The following is a 17,425-nucleotide window of genomic DNA, read 5'->3' on the forward strand; positions in this document are numbered from 1 at the left end:
ATAATCTACCCCAATCTCCTGATTGCGTATATGGGGTTTATAAGTAGGTCCAGCCTCGTTAACAATACTCGGAAACGCTTGGAGGGGTTAAAAAAGAAGTCGAAATAAGGGATGGATGCCACCTTAATTTCATTCTCTCCCAAAATAGGGGAAAAACTATCCTGAAGAATAAGCGAAATGACCTCCTTGTGTTCATGGATCAATTCCAAGTCTTCAAAACCTTCCCTTAAAACAGGGTATTCCTCCTGGGCCTTCAATACCTGCTTGGCCCTAGCCGCCAACACCTCATCATCTCCGTCGCGCAAGCTTTCATATTCGCTTAGAAGTTTATCAAAACTTATAAGATATTTTAATGGCCTTATTTTATCGTCACATCCCATATGCACCGTTGGTCTACAATAGACACCTAAAATTACAAAACTTACTGCTCTTTTTTGTTAAAGTTTATGGGAGCCATGTTACGGTTTTTCGGATATTTATAAAAACTTAGTAGATGTCCTCCGCAAAAAGACTTTCAAGAGCCTATTCCAATGCGAAATATATTCCGTTCGATGATACCTCGAAGTTTATCCTTTTTAGTGACTGCCATCGTGGTGATAATAGTTTTGCAGATGACTTTGCCAACAACAGGAACATCTATTTTCATGCACTAAACCATTATTATAATGAAGGTTTTGACTATTGCGAACTAGGCGATGGCGACGAACTATGGGAAAACTTGCACTTTGAGTCCATCTTTGAAGCCCACAAAAATGTGTATCAGCTTCTTCGAAAATTCCATTTAGAGAAAAGACTCCATATGATTTGGGGCAATCATGATATGGTCTACAAAGACAAGGACTATGTGGACAAGCATCTTTCCAGTTATTTTGAGCCCATTGACGATACGGACAAAGAGTTGTTTGAAGGAATCACCTATAACGAAGCCATTGTCTTAAAACATAGCGAAACGGATCAGGAACTATTTCTTACCCATGGCCACCAGGCGGATTGGTGGAACTATACTTTTTGGAGATGGGGCAGGTTTTTGGTTCGTGTTTTATGGAAGCCTCTTCAGGTGTGGGGTATCGCCGACCCAACGAGTCCGGCAAAGAATTATAAGGAGCTGATCAAACTGGAGCGTAGAATCAAACGCTGGATTCTAAAAAACAACCTCCTTATAACCATTGTAGGGCATACCCATAGACCCCGTTTTCGAGAACCGGGCGATATTCCCTTTTTCAATGATGGTAGCTGTGTGCACCCCGAAGCATCACCGGAATTGAAATTGAAAATGGCCAAATTTCTTTAATTAAGTGGCACATAGACACTACCCTAGATGGAACCTTAAAGGTGGTAAGACTACTTTTAGAGGGACCACAGAAACTAGTGGATTATATGGAAAAAAAGTAAAGTGGATCATTTAGAGCAGCTGATAGCACACATACCTATTAGGCATGATATTATTTCAAGCCTAATGTTTATGGGTGTTGTGCAAAGTTTTTTCTTGGCCTATGTTCTGTTTACAAAGGCCACGAACAACATAGGGATTAAATGGCTAGCAGTATCAATAGTATCTTCTGCCATTATTTTTCTCGGACACGTATCTATGCTATACAGGACAAATCAAATATATACTGGAATTCAACGATTCTACGGAAGCTCTTGTTCTTTTGGTATGTCCATCAACCTACTTTGCCATTTATGGGCTTTTACGAAGAAGGGATATAGGCCTAAAGAAAGGTTGGTGGCATTTTATTTTACCTATTGGTTATTTTTTGTCTCAAATGCCGTTTTATTTGGCGCCACTATCTGTAAAGTACAACGCTTATATTGGTGCTTACTATTCGAATTTTGAATATGCTTATGTTCCGGACTCTTTTGATTATAGTTACCATTTTATAAAAGATGTTTTTGATTGGCTGGTACTTTTCAGCTTTTTACTCTATACTGTTTTATCAATAAGATTGGTCTTGGGAGAAAAACATAGACTTAGAGAAATTGGTACGGCATTGAGCACCAAAAAATACCTTTTCACTAGAAATACAGTGTTCATACTTTTAATCCTATTTGTAGTAATTTTTATAGTATATTATAATTACGATGACGATGGTGGAGACCATTATTTAAGCATCTTTCATACCCTCATTGCATTTTTGACTACCTATGTTTTAATAACCGAATCACGATTTTTTGAAAAATCATGGATTGCCGATAAATATGAATCCCTGAGCCATGACCAAACAGGTTTGGATTTGGAAACCATTGAAGCCTACGTGGATAAAAACCAATACTTCCTAAAGGAAAAAGCCTCGTTAAAAGACTTGGCAAACCTTCTAAATACCCATCCCAACCATATTTCAAAAATTATCAATCAAGGGAAGGATTCAAATTTTAATGAATTCATAAACCAAAAGAGAGTGAAATTCTCACAAATAAAATTGTTGGATCAAAGTCTGTCACATTTAACAATTGAAGCTATAGGAACATCGGTTGGTTTTAAATCAAAATCTGCATTCTATATGGCATTTAAAAAATATACAGGTGTGTCACCTTCTGCCTACATTAAACGTTTTTCTCCAAAATTGTAATTCGGGACGTAAACAATGGTTCTAAAATTTGTCAAATAACAGACTTGTAGAATATTTGGCAAAAACTATTTTATGGGAACTGTTATCAGAAGGTATGACCTGGACTGGCTAAGGGTAATTGTCTTTGCCTTACTTATTTTTTATCACGTTGGTATGTTCTTTGTTCCATGGGGTTGGCATATTAAAAATAATTTGGTTTATGAATGGATAAAATGGCCCATGCTCTTTCTAAACCAATGGCGTTTACCTATTCTATTTGTTATATCAGGAATGGGAACATACTATGCCCTATCAAAAAGAAATTTGGGGCAGTTTAGCTGGGAGCGTATTAAAAGATTAGGAATCCCTTTGATTTTTGGAATGCTATTTATTGTACCCCCACAAGTATATATAGAGCGTTTGGCTAAAAATCAATTTTCAGGGTCTTATTTTCAATATTTTACCACTGAGGCTTTCCATGGGGTCTATCCAGAGGGAAATATCAGCTGGCACCATTTATGGTTTCTACCCTATTTACTGATTTTCTCATTGCTACTAGGCCCTCTTTTCATCTATCTTAAAAAAAACAATACCCGGTTTATTGACTGGACTAAAAAAATCATGGCCACCCGATTTGGCATCTATTGGTTTATAATCCCCCTGTATTTCCTTGAGGCCTTAGTAGAACCTTTTTTTGATATTACCCATGCCTTAATTGATGATTGGTTCAATTTCAGTTTTAGTATAGTACTGTTCTTCTACGGATTTTTATTGATCGCTACTGGAGAGAGTTTTTGGAAGTGTGTTGAGAGAATTAAATCCAAGGCACTTCTATTGGGTATGATTACTTTTTTAAGCCAAGCCTTCATTTGGCTATTTTTGGAGGACGGCTATGTAGTACATTTTACGGAAGCATTATTGAAGGTCTTGAATATCTGGTCATGGATTTTGGTTCTTTTTGGTTATGCGGCCAAATATCTAAATCACAAAAGTGGTTCCCTTGCCTATGCCAATAGAGCTGTTTACCCATTTTACATTCTACACCAAACAGTTACAATTGTACTGGGGTACTTTCTAATGAATTTATCATGGGGCCCGTTTCCAAAAGCTGCCATTCTTGTTATAGGAACTTTCGGTTTCAGCGGCTTGATATATCATTTTATAATTTTAAAAATTCCATTTTTACACCCATTGTTCGGCCTTAAAAAATCCAGTAACATATAAATCCTGTAAAAACCAAAAGTCATGTTCTTACCGCCAAGGTTTTTAGGGCGAGAACAAATTGATCCAGTTCCTTGGTGGTGGTATAGATATTGGGTGTAATTCTACAGCCCTGAACATTGGCGGAATCTATTGCAACGGTAAATATGTTATATTCTTCCAATAGGACCTTGGCCAAATCTGCCGGTTTTATGTGGGTAATGCCTACATTGGCAATACCACAACTTCGGTGTGCTTCCACTGGGGTATTTACGATAATGTGTTCGACATCTCTAACTGCATCGCTCCAATACCTTTGCAAATAACGAAGTCTTTCTTCCTTTCTCCTTATTCCAATTCGCTCCAAATAATCAATGGCATCATCTATGGCCAAATCGGTGTGAACGGGCAAGGTTCCCGTATGGTTAAGCCTTCTGATTTCGGGCACGTCATCGGTATGGTCTGCAAAAAGCGGCCAAATTTTGGAAATATGTGGCTTTGCCACATACAACATTCCACTACCCAAAGGAACACTTAGCCATTTATGGAGACTGCTTCCATAATAGTCGCATCCAAGTTCTGAAATATTCACATCGATATGACCTATACAATGGGCACCGTCCACCATCACATCCACCCCATGTTCATGGGCCATCTCACATATTTTTTTAATAGGGAGGATTTGACCCGTAATATTTATCATGTGACAGACCATTAACAGTTTAGTTTTTGGGGTTATTTGCGATTCGTATAAAGAGACTATTTCGGCATCGGAAGTTGGGTGATTGGGCAGTGAAATTATCTTATTAGTCACCCCGTACTTTTTGGATATCAATTTAAATTGATCTCTCATGGCGCCATAATCCTGCTCAGCAAAAATAGCCTCATCCCCTTTTTGCCAAGGATACCCACCTATAATCATATCTAAAGACTCCGTGGTATTTCTCGGTAATGATAAGTTCATCTCGGCGAAGCTCCCACGAAACTGGCCAAGCGGTTCCTAACCCTATCTTTATTTTCCCATTGTACGGTACGCATGTAATAGGATGCCTCATAATTCACCATCTTTAGGTGCTCCAAATACTTTTCCAAAGTTGGTTTTGGGATAAAGTTATAATACCCATTTTCCAGGTTGATATAATCCGGTTTCAACTCATAATCTTCTCGAATACGTTCCCAAAATGCATCCTCTGCTAAAGGATAGGGTTTGTGCGTACTTGAAAAATGATTTTGGGGCATTCCCAAAAAAGGGGAGAACAAGGCGGCACCTCCCAATTGCTTAATAAAATCTCTTTTTTTCATAGGAATAGGTCTTTGACTAAAAGTATTAAAAAAGGAGTAATTGGCTTCGACTGCCCTAAAAATATAATCAAGGTAATAACAACCATGGCGTGTATCTCCATCTGTGGTAATATGATTGCCATCCTCCTAAAATTTATATTATATTCGGGAAGACAAACTAATCCAATAAAAATCCATGCCACTTTTAATCGTAGTCCTAGGAATCCTCCTTTTATTCCTTTTGGTCGCAAAATTCAAATTGAACGGATTTATTTCATTCATTCTAGTATCGCTTTTCGTTGGAATCGCAGAAGGGATGCAACCAATTGCAGTTGTAGGCTCCATCCAAAAAGGAATTGGTAATATATTAGGTTTCCTAGTCCTAATTTTAGGTCTTGGAGCCATGCTTGGAAAACTAGTAGCAGAAAGCGGGGCCGCACAAAGGATTACTACCAAACTCGTGGATAAGTTCGGGAAAAAGAACATTCAATGGGCCGTGGTTCTCACGGGTTTCATTGTAGGAATACCCATGTTTTACTCCGTAGGCTTTGTGATTTTGGTGCCGCTAGTATTTACCATAGCGGCGGCCACGGGACTTCCCCTACTTTATGTTGGCCTACCCATGTTAGCTTCCCTATCGGTTACCCATGGCTACCTACCACCGCACCCTGCCCCAACGGCAATAGCGGCCACCTTCAATGCGGACATCAGCAAAACTTTACTTTACGGTATCATTGTGGCTATACCGGCCATTATCATAGCAGGGCCTTTGCTATCGAGAACAATGAAAAATATCAAGGCTTCTCCATTAAAGGAATTAATGAATCCTACCATATTAAAGGACGACGAAATGCCAGGAACCGGAATCAGTATTTTTACGGCCCTATTGCCTGTAATACTTATGGCTGTTTCCGCCCTTGCCGGACTTTTTCTCCCGGATGATTCTACCATAAGGTCGATTTTAGTTTTTTGCGGAGACCCGGTAATGGCCATGTTGATCTCTGTGTTGGTTGCCATTTATACTTTGGGATTGGCTCGTGGGAAAAAAATGAAGGATGTTATGGATACAGTCGGTGATGCTGTAAAGGGTATAACAATGGTTTTATTGATCATTGCCGGAGCAGGAGCTTTAAAACAGGTATTGATAGATAGTGGCGTAAGCGAGTATATTGGAGAGGCCCTTAGTGGGTCTTCTGTTTCACCTTTAATTTTAGCTTGGTTGATTGCGACCATAATTAGGGTTTGTGTTGGGTCTGCCACTGTCGCTGGATTGACCGCTGCAGGTATTGTCTTACCACTCATTGAAGGCACGGGTACCAGTGCGGAACTTATAGTCCTGGCCATAGGATCAGGTAGTCTCATGCTTTCCCACGTAAATGACAGTGGATTTTGGCTGTTTAAAGAGTACTTTAATCTCTCCATTAAGGATACTATTAAATCATGAATCTCTAATGGAAACAACCGTAGGCATTATGGGACTCATAGGCGTGTTGATCTTGAATCAGTTTATTTAAAATTTCATTGAATGAGTATATCTAAAAGAATTGAGGAATTGGGATTGGAACTACCTCCTGCCCCTCCACCGGCTGGGCTTTATCGTCCCATTTTGGTTGTAGATAATTTCCTGTATGTGTCCGGCCAAGGGCCCGTTTTAAAGGACGGATCTCTTTACAAGGGAAGAGTGGGTCATAATCTGGATTTAGAAGGAGGGAAATTAGGAGCTAGACACGTAGGTTTGACCATGTTATCAACCATTGTCACTCACTTTGGTGAAATAAATCGAATTAAAAGGTTGGTCAAGACCCTTGGTATGGTCAATTGTACTCCGATTTTCACGACCATCCTTTGGTTATCAATGGTTTTAGTGAATTAATGTCGGATGTTTTTGGCCCTGAAAACGGTGTGGGTGTTCGAAGTGCCGTGGGGATGATGCTTCCCGGGGGAATTACCGTAGAGATTGAGGCCATGTTCGAACTTCATAAGTAAATAGTATGAAAGAAGAGAATTGGTATCGTTTAAAGAACACTTCAAAAGTGATCTCACCCTCTTTATTGGTCTTCAGGGATAGGGTCATTCACAATATTGTAGAAATGATACGAATGTCTCGGCGATACAAGTAAGCTATGTCCCCATATAAAGACCCATAAGACTGCAGAAATTATACAAATGCAAATGGACTACGGTATAAACAAGTTCAAATGTGCCACCATAGCAGAAGCTGAATTGTTGGGAATTTGTGGTGCTCCTGAGGCGCTTTTGGCTATGCAGCCAGTAGGCTTCAATATAAACCGATTCATTACCTTGATAAAGACCTATCCAAATACGGATTTCGCAACATTGACCGACTCCATTTCCATTGCAGATCAACTTTCCGAGGCGGCGTCGGAGAACGATGTAAGAATCAATCTTTACATAGATTTGAACGTAGGAATGAACCGTACTGGAATTGCACCTGATGACAAGGCCCTCCGTTTATATCAATATGTTTTTGACAATGACCATTTGAACATATTAGGTTTACATGTGTATGACGGTCATTTAAGAAATCCAGATTTTGAAACAAGAAAAAAAGACTGCGACCAGGCATTCAATTCGGTTCTAAAACTAAAAGAAAGAATTCTAAAGGCTAACCTTCCTAAACCCGTTATCATTGCTGGAGGCTCCCCCACCTACCCAATTCATTGCAAAAGGGAAAATGTAATTGCAAGTCCAGGACCACGTTATTGTGGGATGCGGGCTACGGAAGTCTTTTTCCTGAAATGAAATTTCTTCCGGCCGCCGTTTTGTTTACTAGAATTATCAGCAAACCCAAAGCCGGAATCCTATGCTTTGATTTGGGTCATAAATCCATTGCACCTGAAATGCCGTTCCCTAGAGTGGAATTTTTGAGTTTGGAACATGATAAACAAATCAGTCAATCTGAAGAACATTTGGTGGTAGAGTATGATGATTTAAAAGTAATGGAGGTTGGTTCTGAGCATTATGCCATACCTAAACATATTTGTCCCACGGTCGCAAAATACGAGAGTCTTCAAGCGGTAGTAAATGGGGAAATTACTGGAGAATGGAAAGTAGCGGCCCGAAACCATAAAATTTCCATTTAACATGTTTGTTCTCGGATGCACACTTAGACCTTTCCATGAACGCCATGGAGTGGAACCGAGATCTTACATGGTCCATTGAAGCCATTAGGGCCAGTGAAAAAGGCATGACCGATAAACCTGATCGAGGAAAAAACACGGTCTCTTTTGAGGCCATGCGAAAAGGAAACATTGGCATTTGCGTGGCGACACAGATTGCCCGGTTTGTAAAGCCTGGAAATAATTTACCAGGATGGAAATCTCCCAACCAAGCTTGGGCGCAGACCCAAGGACAATTGGCATGGTACAGAGCCATGGAAGACCAAGGGGAGCTGTTTCAGATAAAGACCAAAAATGATTTTAATGCTCATTTTGAAAAATGGAAACAGGACAACGAAAATACCCCGATAGGGTATATTCTTAGTTTAGAAGGGGCCGATTCCATTATCAATTTAGATTACTTGCATAAATCCTATGAGGATGGCCTGCGCGCTATTGGGCCTGCGCATTATAGTCCCGGAACTTACGCTTTTGGAACGGATTCCGTGGGAGGAATAGGAATTAAAGGAAAGGAATTATTAAAGGAAATTCAAAAACTTAAGCTCATTTTAGATGCTACCCATCTATGCGATCAAAGTTTTTGGGAGACGATGGAGGTATATGATGGGCCCATTTGGGCCAGCCACAACAATTGTAGAAAATTTGTGAATCATAACCGGCAATTTTCAGATGAACAAATTAAAGAACTTATCCAAAGAAAAGCGGTGATAGGCATGGCCTTGGACGCTTGGATGATGGTACCCAATTGGATTCGCGGAAAATCAACCCCGGAAAGTACAGGAGTGTCATTGGAGCATACCATTCAAAATATTGACCATATCTGCCAACTTTCCGGCAACTCCAACCATGTAGGTATTGGGACCGATTTGGATGGAGGCTTTGGCCTAGAGCAATCCCCAAAGGATATTGATACCATTGCTGACTTGCAAAAAATTCCTGCAATGCTTGAAAAGAGAGGGTATACGCTTAAAGATATTGAAAATATAATGCACGGCAACTTTGTTCGGTTTTTACAACTTCACTTGCCGGACTAAGTAATAAGTACTTCCTTAATCGAATTTAACACCGTGTTAAGTGCCTGTGGCAGGGTATTTGTTATCTTTATTCCGTTTATTATCAATTTGTAAATGCCTAGATACAATTACATTATCCTCGGAATTTGTTTTTTGATTTTTGTGTGGAGTCATGCCCAAGGCGATATACCTGCCCAAAAACCATTGAAAGTGGAAGCCGTAAATAAAATTGATAACAAAGGCACAACCAATTCGGAACGGTCTTGAATATTCCATCGGTAATAAAGGAACAACCTAAGTTGGACATGACCACGAGAAACCCTGTAAAAATGCTACCGGACCAAGAGTTGGTACAGGCAGGTACCGGACTTAAAATAGACCCAAGAATTGATCCGGGCGAACGATTGAACGGGTCAGGTCAATTCTTTCCAGATCAGTATCTTGGAGACATTAAGAGTAATGGTAAATTCATAGGTATTGTTTGCAGGGACCACGAATATGTAGATGGCGACCGGGTAAAGATTTACGTAAATGATATGGTAGTGGAACCCAATCTGTTGTTAACGGGAGCCTTTAAAGGGGTCAATGTCGATCTGCAATCTGGTTTTAACAAGATTGATTTTGAAGCACTGAACCACGGTTCTTCCGCTCCAAATACTGCACAAGTGGATGTGTACGATGAAAATGGACAACTACTTTACTCTAATAAATGGTTGTTATCTTCCGGATCTAAAGCTACGTTGATCGTTACCAAGGATTAAAATTCCATTCCATCTTAAATTTTATCTTTAAATGCCATCTCATTTGATGGGGCATTCATCTACTATTTAATATCTTTAAAATTCAAAAGAATCATATTTAATGTCCAAAAATTACAAAGTTGCTGTAATTCAGCTCAATTTGAATAATACAGCGGATGTGAATCGAAAAAAATGTTCGGAATGGATAAAGAAAGCGGCACATGAAGGAGCCGAGGTCATCTGTTTACCCGAGTTATATAGCAGTCATTATTTTTGCCAAAGCGAGGATGTTGAGAACTTCTCGATAGCCGAACCCTTGGGTGATATTTCGTTTACGGCCTTTAGTACCCTGGCCAAAGAATTGGGAGTGGTTATCATTGTACCATTTTTTGAAAAAAGAATGTCCGGTATCTATCATAACAGTGCCTATATCATAGATACCGATGGATCCCAAGCAGGCCTTTATCGTAAAATGCACATTCCCGATGACCCCCATTTTTACGAAAAATTTTACTTTACGCCCGGGGATCTAGGTTTTCAATCCATAAGTACGCAAAAAGGAAATATAGGCACTTTGATCTGTTGGGATCAATGGTATCCGAAGCTGCGAGGTTAACGGCTTTAAAGGGGGCCGAAGTATTATTTTACCCCACGGCGATTGGTTGGCATCCTGCAGAAAAAGCGCAATACGGAGAAAATCAATATGGGGCTTGGATGAACGTCATGAAGGGACATGCGGTGGCTAACGGCATCTTTGTAGCAGCAGCTAATAGAATTGGTTTGGAAAAATACCTACCGGATACAGATGGTATCGAGTTACGGGGCAAATCTTTTATTTGTGAATTCTTAAGGCGAAATACTCGCACTAGCCTCGTATGATAAGGAAGAAATCCTAATGGCAGAAGTGGATTTGGCCTTACAGGAAAATGTGCGTCAAAACTGGCCCTTTTTTAGGGATAGACGTATCGATGCCTTCGGCGAGCTAACAAAACGTGCTTTGGATTAAATCATATGGGCAAAAGGAGATTTCCCGCAGAATGGGAAAAGCAAAAAGGGATTTTACTGTGCTTTCCACATAATGGTAAGGATTGGCCCGGTAAATTCGGGGCAATCAAATGGGCCTTCGTAGAATATGTAAAAAAGGTATCCACTTTTGAAACCGTGTTTTTGATAGTGGCCAGTGAGACATTTCAACAAAAGGTAACAGAATTACTTGAGATGGCCGATGTAGATCTTACCCAAATTTCCTTTATCGTTCATAAAACCAATCGCAGTTGGATGCGGGATTCCGGACCGATTATGGTTAAAAACGGCACGGAATGGGAGGCCCTAAATTTTAACTTTAATGGCTGGGCCAAATACACTAATTGGCAACTGGACAAACATGTTCCTACATTGGTTGCTAAACACCTGGATGTCCCCTTGACCCAAGTAACCCACAAAGGCAAAAAAGTCATCTTGGAAGGTGGCGCGTTGGAGGTTAACGGAAAGGGCACCTTGATTACCACTGAGGAATGTTTATTGCACCCTTCTATTCAGGTGCGGAATCCAAAATTTACCAAGGAGGATTATGAGGCTATTTTCCTTGAATATTTTGGAGTCACGAATACGATTTGGTTGGGTGATGGAATCCAAGGGGATGATACCCATGGCCATATCGATGACCTTTGTAGGTTCGTAAACGCCAACACCGTTGTTACGGTAGTGGAAAAAGATACTAAGAACAAGAATTACAAACCGCTTCAGGAGAATCTGAAAAGACTCAAAGAAGCAACTTTGGAAGATGGCTCACCATTGAAGGTAATAGAACTGCCCATGCCTACCTCCATTGTTTTTGAAGGTATTGAATTACCTGCCAGTTATGCCAATTTCCTGATTATAAACGGAGCGGTATTAGTCCCAACCTTTAACGATGCTCATGACCGATTGGCTTTGAATATTCTAGCGGATTGTTTCCCTGACAGGGAAATTATCGGCATTAATTGCATCGATTTGATTTGGGGATTTGGGACTTTGCACTGTTTAAGTCAACAGATTCCAGCATAACATGAAAACCTAATTACTTATTCTCTCCTGGTCTATAAGTTTTTTGAGCTCTTTTTAAAACATCTTCTCGGTAATAAGCCGCATCTTTCCAATCTATATTAATGTAACGTTCCGTTTGGTCATCAAAATGCGGTGAAGCCGGCCTCCACTTTGACCCCCGGCCAAAATCGTTTTTGCTTTTACGGTGTCCCCGAACTCTACCACAGCCGCAAAACTGTTGCCCCGAGTACCATAGATTTTTTTAGTGTTATTCGTGTAGCTGACCCCATATGCAGCCAAAGCTCCCCAACGTCCGGAAGCAAAACCGACCCCTACACTGGGAAGACTATCATTAAAAGCTTGCCTAATGTCTCCATTCAATCGCTGATAGCGATTCACTTCGCCCCAAGGCATCTTCCATGTTCCGAAGTCACTCTCCAATCGATCAATTACCTCTTCTAAAATCCCTAAACCTTCTTCGGGATAGTTTCCAAAATAGGTCATTCGTTCCATATCGCTAATACCTTTAGGTTGCTTAGCTTTTTGACCCATAGTAGTACCGTAATAATGAGCCAAGGTCATGGCAATGGATTCTTTAGAGGTTTTAAAATCCCAGTTTTCAAGGGTTTCGATTGGTTCCTGTAATTTTGGGTTTTTATCGTCGTGGGAATTATAGGCCTGAACAAGACCCGGTATTAGGGCTTTAAAAGCTGGTAAATAAGGATCATGCGCCAAAGTAATCAAGCTATCCAAGGTATAACCGCTTCTCCCTGTCAAGAGTTCAATGGCATGCACTCCCCTAAAATTTTCCTGGTCCTGGACATGTAATAGGGGTACTCTTCTTTTTTGGGACTAAACTCCGCAGCAGAGGTAAAGGGCGTTGAATTGCAATTCTGAATCCACCCGTTTTCCGGATTCAGAACCAAGATATTCTCGTCCACCGTATGAAGTCCTTGCCAATCGGTTTGGGGATTGCTCCCATCGACTGGTTCAGAATAATCAAAGGTGATATCCCTTTTAGGAATGAAATTCCCATGAAAGTAGGCGATATTCCCATCTGCATCGGCGTATACCGTGTTGTTGGAGGAATTGGTACGTATATCCATCATTTCCCTAAATTCTTGGAAACCATTCTTTTTTGTTCTAACAAAAGACTGTTCCAACGCCTTCACAGGCTCCCACATCATGGCGGAGGCTGTCCATTGTCCGCCCACGGCATGGGTTATGGATTCATGATGGGTTTGGTACATTGGGAATGTCCGATCCTCCATCCCTGTTTCCGTTTTATACTTTAAGGTTACCGAAGTAGAATCCACAGGTCGCAGTTCCTCACCATATTGGTAATACAGTTTTCCGTCGTTCTTTACGATGGTCTCCTTGAATTCATCCATCACGTCCGTATACGTAGAAGTGTGCATCCAACCCGTTTTTTCATTAAACCCTTGATAGACAAAAAACTGGCCCCAGGTTACCGCGCCATAAGCATTAAGTCCTTCCTCGCTTACTACATGTACCTCACCCCTAAAGTAGAAGGAGGTATGGGGATTGATCAATAACATGGCATTGCCTGATTCTGTTAATTTACCTGATATTGCTATTCCGTTGGATCCTTGTGGTTCCGCTATTTCGGCCTTCTTTTTTTGTTCCAGCAATTCCATTTCCGGAAGTTCCATGCCACTCTTGTAAAAGGATTCTATTTTACGGGTAGAAATGCGTTCGATATCCCCCCCTATGCTTCCCTCGCTGAAATACATAGGCATCCAAGGTTCAAACCGGGTCAGTAACCTGGGTTTAACATCCGGGTGGGTATGTAGATAGTAATTGATACCATCCGCAAAAGCATCACATAATTTTTTTAGCCACTCCGGACTTTTCTCGTAATTCGCTTTGGCCTCTTCTTCTGTCATGAACAGTTTTGCCCTAAGATCGCTATAGATGGCTTCTTCACCTTCCACTTCGGCCAACCTTCCTGTCGCCCATATATAGTTTTGTTCCACACGATTGAAATCATCCTCACATTGGGCATACAACAGACCAAAAACGGCATCAGCATCGGTCTTTCCATAAATATGCGGTACGCCAAAATCATCCCTTATGATTTCTATTCGGGAAGCCTGAGCCTCCCACTTTTCCGCTTCTGATTCTACTATGCCCTTTGAACCGCACGAAAAAAAGAAATACGCCAAAAACAAGTAACCTACATGCTTCATACCCTATATTTTATATTAGGGAAGGTACATAAATGTATCCGCTTTTTCCAAACCTATATGACTATCGTCATTTTTATACTCTTGCAAGCACCGTAGATTCGATAAATGGTGGTAAATTATGATGAATATTGTCATCGGTTTTTATGATTATAAGATATTTTAAACATCCGTTTTTGAAAAAAGGAATTCTTTTTTTTGCCGTTTTATGTTTTGTTTCCTGTGGCGAAAAAACCAAAAAAGTCTATCCTAAAAAAATGGCGATGACAGAATCTGTCTATGCCTCAGTAACCATTCAACCGGACAGTTTGTATCAGGCCTACGCAGCTGTTTCCGGGATTCTGAGCAAGAATTTGCTGGAGGAAGGAGACTTGGCTCCTAAAGGAACCCCTTTGGTACAGATTATTAACACGGCACCGGAACTCAATGCGCAAAATGCCCGATTAAACCTTGAATTGGCAGAGGAAAATTATCAAGGAAGTTCCGCAATATTGACGGCCTTGGAGGACGAAATCAAATCGGCCCAGCTATCCTTGGAAAACGACTCCATCAACTTTTTTCGGCAGAAAAGACTTTGGGAACAACAAATTGGTTCCAAAGCACAGTACGAAAATAGAAAATTGGCTTATGAGCTATCAAGAAACAACTTTAGATTGATAACCAATCGCTACGAAAGGACGAAAAACGAGCTAGCAACCCAATGGCAGCAGGCACGCAACAACTACAGGACAGCAAGGAGCAATACCGAAGATTTCACGGTGGAGAGCAAAATCAATGGAAAGGTATACGCTCTTTTCAAGGAGCCTGGAGAAATTGTAAATTCCATGGAGCCCTTGGCAACGGTGGGTAGCAAGGATGTCTTTATAATAGAAATGTTGGTGGACGAGGTGGATATTGTAAAACTTACAAAAGGGCAAAAAGTATTGGTTACATTGGATGCCTACAAAAACGAAGTTTTTGAAGCCAATGTTCACAAAATATATCCAAAAAAAGACCAACGTTCGCAGACCTTTAAGGTTGAGGCCACTTTTATGGATCCCCCTAAAATTCTATATCCGGGATTGGCCGGCGAAGGCAATATCATCATCGCCCAAAAAGACAACGTGCTGACTCTACCCAAATCCTATCTCATCAATGAAAATCAAGTCCAAACCGAAGATGGCCCGGTAACATTGAAAATTGGTCTTCAAAGTCTCGACCTCGTCGAAATTCTTGATGGTATAAACGAAACCACCGCTATCCTAAAACCCGAGGAATGACCAATTGGAGCGTGATAATAGGCATTGCCAAAACACATCTACTGACCAAAATGAAAAGTACAGTGACGGCGGCCTTAGGGGTTACTTTTGGTATAGGAGCTTACATTACCATGGCAGGTTTTATGACCGGCCTAAACAATTTATTAGATGGTCTTGTGCTGAACAGGATCCCCCATGTGAGACTTTATAATGAAATAGAGCCTTCTAAAAAGCAACCTGTTTCCGTATACGCCGATTTTAAAGATGCCTTCAATGTTATAAACTCGATAAAACCCAAGGAAAGCGAGAAAAAAATTCATAATGCACTGCCCATACTGGAGTATCTAAAAACCCAAGACGCCGTTAAAGGTGCCACTCCGCAATTACAGGCCCAAATCTTCTACCTGTCCGGATCCATTGAACTAGGGGGAATGTTGATAGGAGCCGATATTATGGAAGAAACCAGGCTTTCAAATTTCAACGACTACATAGTGAAAGGTAGCCCGGAAGCCCTTAGAAACAATGCCAATGGGATACTTTTAGGTGCGGGTCTCGGCCGATAAAATGTCCCTTTCCGTGGGAGACCGGATACAGGTAAGTACGGTATCGGGTGGTATTTTTCCCTTAAAAATTGTGGGTATCTATCAAAGTGGATTGGCAGAGGTAGACAATGTCCAAAGCTACGTGAACCTAAAGACCGCACAGCGAATTTTAGGGCAACCCGAAAATTACATCACAGACATCCATATAAAGCTTTTTGACATAGAGGCCGCTCCTACAATGGCGAAAAGATGGGAACGACAATTTGATATTAAGGCCATAGATATAAAGGAAGCCAATGCCCAATTTGAAACCGGCTCCAATATAAGAAACTTGATTACCTATGCCGTTTCCATCACACTGTTGATTGTAGCGGGGTTCGGAATATATAATATTCTCAATATGCTTATTTATGAAAAAATGAAGGATATTGCCATTTTAAAAGCCACCGGATTTTCTCGGAAATGATGTAGCCCTAATCTTTATAAGTCAGGCCATCATTATTGGCGTGCTGGGAGGAATATTGGGGTTATTGATAGGTTTTGGGCTTTCAGTTTTGATAGATAACACGCCATTTGAGACCGATGCTTTGCCAACCATCAATACCTATCCCATAAATTACAATCCTTTATATTATGCCATAGGCATCGCTTTTGCTTTGATTTCCACCTTTATAGCAGGCTACCTTCCTGCCAACAAGGCAAAAAATATAGATCCGGTCAAAATAATCAGAGGGACATGATAACCCATAAAATAATTCTTTGGAAAAGATGAGTTTGGTGCTGGAAACAAAAAATATCGATAAACATTTTTATAAACCAAAGGATTTTCACGTACTAAAAGATATTTCCTTTGGAATTAAGGAAGGTGAATTTGTTTCCATCGTTGGAAAATCAGGTTGTGGAAAATCTACTTTACTCTATATTCTTTCTACAATGGATACAGAGTATACCGGTGAACTCTTTTTGAAAGAGCAATTGATTACCGGAAAATCCCATGAGGAACTATCTAGGATTCGCAACAGGAACATTGGTTTCGTTTTCCAATTTCATTATTTACTCACGGAATTCAGTGTTATTGAAAATGTTATGTTACCTGCAAAAAAACTTGCCGAAAAATCCCCGAAAGAAATTGAACAAGACGCGCGTGAAAAATTGGAGATGCTTCATATAGGGCATTTGGCTGAGCAAAGGGCTTCACGTATATCAGGGGGAGAAAAACAACGTGTAGCGATTGCTCGCGCGCTGATCAACAACCCCACGATTCTTATGGGAGATGAACCCACAGGAAATCTCGACAGCCATAATTCCGAAAATGTATTTTCTATTTTTAAACGTCTTTCGGTTGATCAGGGACTTTCTCTTTTGATCGTAACGCACGACAACGATTTTGCTCAACGTACGGACCGCATTATAGAAATGGAGGATGGAAGTATTATAAGCTGATGCACCAAAAGATATGGGTGCAGATAGGATGTTATACTATAAAATTA

14 protein-coding genes and 5 pseudogenes are annotated in these 17,425 nt (G+C 40.5%); 15 read left to right on the top strand and 4 right to left on the bottom strand.

From position 1 onward, the window contains the following. Positions 1 to 5: 5 nt before the first annotated feature. Positions 6 to 380: a hypothetical protein gene (locus NYZ99_RS22280; RefSeq protein WP_338039091.1), complete on the bottom strand. Its 375-nt coding sequence runs from the start codon at positions 378 to 380 to the stop codon at positions 6 to 8. A gap of 113 nt (positions 381 to 493) precedes the next feature. On the opposite strand from NYZ99_RS22280, the pseudogene NYZ99_RS17565 reads away from it, so the two are divergent. The 3 genes and pseudogenes from NYZ99_RS17565 to NYZ99_RS17575 all read left to right on the top strand — a co-directional run bounded on the left by NYZ99_RS17565 (position 494) and on the right by NYZ99_RS17575 (position 3,773). Next, positions 494 to 1,392 (top strand): annotated as a pseudogene (locus NYZ99_RS17565) (metallophosphoesterase family protein). Between the two features lie 260 nt (positions 1,393 to 1,652). Next, positions 1,653 to 2,570: a helix-turn-helix domain-containing protein gene (locus NYZ99_RS17570; RefSeq protein ID WP_260572505.1), complete on the top strand. Its 918-nt coding sequence runs from the start codon at positions 1,653 to 1,655 to the stop codon at positions 2,568 to 2,570. 72 nt (positions 2,571 to 2,642) lie between these two features. Next, the gene (locus tag NYZ99_RS17575; RefSeq protein ID WP_260572506.1) at positions 2,643 to 3,773 is read left to right on the top strand and encodes an acyltransferase family protein; all 1,131 of its coding nucleotides are present in this window, start codon (positions 2,643 to 2,645) and stop codon (positions 3,771 to 3,773) included. Positions 3,774 to 3,792: 19 nt separating this feature from the next. On the opposite strand, the gene NYZ99_RS17580 is transcribed toward NYZ99_RS17575, so the two are convergent. Both NYZ99_RS17580 and NYZ99_RS17585 read right to left on the bottom strand, forming a co-directional pair. Next, positions 3,793 to 4,713 carry an aminotransferase class V-fold PLP-dependent enzyme gene (locus NYZ99_RS17580; RefSeq protein WP_260572507.1) on the bottom strand — a complete coding sequence of 307 codons (921 nt, stop codon included), beginning with the start codon at positions 4,711 to 4,713 and terminating at the stop codon, positions 3,793 to 3,795. Beyond that, positions 4,710 to 5,051: a hypothetical protein gene (locus NYZ99_RS17585; RefSeq protein ID WP_260572508.1), complete on the bottom strand. Its 342-nt coding sequence runs from the start codon at positions 5,049 to 5,051 to the stop codon at positions 4,710 to 4,712. The genes NYZ99_RS17580 and NYZ99_RS17585 overlap by 4 nt, the downstream gene beginning before the upstream one ends. 175 nt (positions 5,052 to 5,226) lie before the next feature. Between NYZ99_RS17585 and NYZ99_RS17590 the strand changes: the two genes are divergently transcribed. The 9 genes and pseudogenes from NYZ99_RS17590 (at position 5,227) to NYZ99_RS17630 (ending at position 11,969) form a co-directional block, all read left to right on the top strand. Next, positions 5,227 to 6,474: a gluconate:H+ symporter gene (locus tag NYZ99_RS17590; protein ID WP_338039092.1), complete on the top strand. Its 1,248-nt coding sequence runs from the start codon at positions 5,227 to 5,229 to the stop codon at positions 6,472 to 6,474. A gap of 81 nt (positions 6,475 to 6,555) precedes the next feature. Beyond that, positions 6,556 to 7,016, top strand: a pseudogene (locus NYZ99_RS17595) (RidA family protein). A 5-nt stretch (positions 7,017 to 7,021) separates the two neighbouring features. Further along, positions 7,022 to 7,150, top strand: coding sequence for a hypothetical protein (locus NYZ99_RS17600; protein WP_260572509.1), 129 nt, complete (start codon positions 7,022 to 7,024; stop codon positions 7,148 to 7,150). 46 nt (positions 7,151 to 7,196) lie between these two features. After that, the gene (locus NYZ99_RS17605) at positions 7,197 to 7,793 is read left to right on the top strand and encodes an alanine racemase (RefSeq protein WP_260572510.1); all 597 of its coding nucleotides are present in this window, start codon (positions 7,197 to 7,199) and stop codon (positions 7,791 to 7,793) included. Continuing rightward, on the top strand, positions 7,790 to 8,134 hold the full coding sequence (locus NYZ99_RS17610) for a type III PLP-dependent enzyme domain-containing protein (RefSeq protein WP_260572511.1): 345 nt from the start codon (positions 7,790 to 7,792) through the stop codon (positions 8,132 to 8,134). Before NYZ99_RS17605 ends, NYZ99_RS17610 begins: the two co-directional genes overlap by 4 nt. A gap of 35 nt (positions 8,135 to 8,169) precedes the next feature. Further along, positions 8,170 to 9,204, top strand: coding sequence for a dipeptidase (locus NYZ99_RS17615; protein WP_260575273.1), 1,035 nt, complete (start codon positions 8,170 to 8,172; stop codon positions 9,202 to 9,204). A 242-nt stretch (positions 9,205 to 9,446) separates the two neighbouring features. After that, positions 9,447 to 9,944: a hypothetical protein gene (locus tag NYZ99_RS17620; RefSeq protein WP_260572512.1), complete on the top strand. Its 498-nt coding sequence runs from the start codon at positions 9,447 to 9,449 to the stop codon at positions 9,942 to 9,944. A 100-nt stretch (positions 9,945 to 10,044) separates the two neighbouring features. Beyond that, positions 10,045 to 10,929: pseudogene (locus NYZ99_RS17625) on the top strand (carbon-nitrogen hydrolase). Positions 10,930 to 10,934: 5 nt separating this feature from the next. Continuing rightward, the gene (locus tag NYZ99_RS17630) at positions 10,935 to 11,969 is read left to right on the top strand and encodes an agmatine deiminase family protein (RefSeq protein WP_260572513.1); all 1,035 of its coding nucleotides are present in this window, start codon (positions 10,935 to 10,937) and stop codon (positions 11,967 to 11,969) included. 13 nt (positions 11,970 to 11,982) lie between these two features. Here NYZ99_RS17630 and NYZ99_RS17635 read toward each other — a convergent pair. Next, positions 11,983 to 14,158: pseudogene (locus tag NYZ99_RS17635) on the bottom strand (acylase). 173 nt (positions 14,159 to 14,331) lie between these two features. Here NYZ99_RS17635 and NYZ99_RS17640 point away from each other — a divergent pair. The 3 genes and pseudogenes from NYZ99_RS17640 to NYZ99_RS17650 all read left to right on the top strand — a co-directional run bounded on the left by NYZ99_RS17640 (position 14,332) and on the right by NYZ99_RS17650 (position 17,378). Beyond that, positions 14,332 to 15,414 (top strand): efflux RND transporter periplasmic adaptor subunit, encoded by a 1,083-nt coding sequence (locus NYZ99_RS17640; protein WP_260572514.1) that lies wholly within the window; start codon positions 14,332 to 14,334, stop codon positions 15,412 to 15,414. Next, positions 15,411 to 16,675: pseudogene (locus NYZ99_RS17645) on the top strand (ABC transporter permease). Before NYZ99_RS17640 ends, NYZ99_RS17645 begins: the two are co-directional and overlap by 4 nt. 28 nt (positions 16,676 to 16,703) lie before the next feature. After that, positions 16,704 to 17,378 (top strand): ABC transporter ATP-binding protein, encoded by a 675-nt coding sequence (locus NYZ99_RS17650; RefSeq protein ID WP_260575274.1) that lies wholly within the window; start codon positions 16,704 to 16,706, stop codon positions 17,376 to 17,378. Positions 17,379 to 17,425 lie beyond the last annotated feature (47 nt).

Source organism: Maribacter litopenaei, from assembly GCF_025244665.1.
Lineage (GTDB): Bacteria > Bacteroidota > Bacteroidia > Flavobacteriales > Flavobacteriaceae > Maribacter > Maribacter litopenaei.

What these genes read in the sequence shown, in the direction of transcription:
- NYZ99_RS22280 (WP_338039091.1), bottom strand. Translation starts at nt 380, where the DNA reads ATGGGATGTGACGATAAAATAAGGCCATTAAAATATCTTATAAGTTTT.
- NYZ99_RS17575 (WP_260572506.1), top strand. Translation starts at nt 2,643, where the DNA reads ATGGGAACTGTTATCAGAAGGTATGACCTGGACTGGCTAAGGGTAATT.
- NYZ99_RS17580 (WP_260572507.1), bottom strand. Translation starts at nt 4,713, where the DNA reads ATGAACTTATCATTACCGAGAAATACCACGGAGTCTTTAGATATGATT.
- NYZ99_RS17585 (WP_260572508.1), bottom strand. Translation starts at nt 5,051, where the DNA reads ATGAAAAAAAGAGATTTTATTAAGCAATTGGGAGGTGCCGCCTTGTTC.
- NYZ99_RS17590 (WP_338039092.1), top strand. Translation starts at nt 5,227, where the DNA reads ATGCCACTTTTAATCGTAGTCCTAGGAATCCTCCTTTTATTCCTTTTG.
- NYZ99_RS17600 (WP_260572509.1), top strand. Translation starts at nt 7,022, where the DNA reads ATGAAAGAAGAGAATTGGTATCGTTTAAAGAACACTTCAAAAGTGATC.
- NYZ99_RS17605 (WP_260572510.1), top strand. Translation starts at nt 7,197, where the DNA reads ATGCAAATGGACTACGGTATAAACAAGTTCAAATGTGCCACCATAGCA.
- NYZ99_RS17610 (WP_260572511.1), top strand. Translation starts at nt 7,790, where the DNA reads ATGAAATTTCTTCCGGCCGCCGTTTTGTTTACTAGAATTATCAGCAAA.
- NYZ99_RS17615 (WP_260575273.1), top strand. Translation starts at nt 8,170, where the DNA reads ATGAACGCCATGGAGTGGAACCGAGATCTTACATGGTCCATTGAAGCC.
- NYZ99_RS17630 (WP_260572513.1), top strand. Translation starts at nt 10,935, where the DNA reads ATGGGCAAAAGGAGATTTCCCGCAGAATGGGAAAAGCAAAAAGGGATT.
- NYZ99_RS17650 (WP_260575274.1), top strand. Translation starts at nt 16,704, where the DNA reads ATGAGTTTGGTGCTGGAAACAAAAAATATCGATAAACATTTTTATAAA.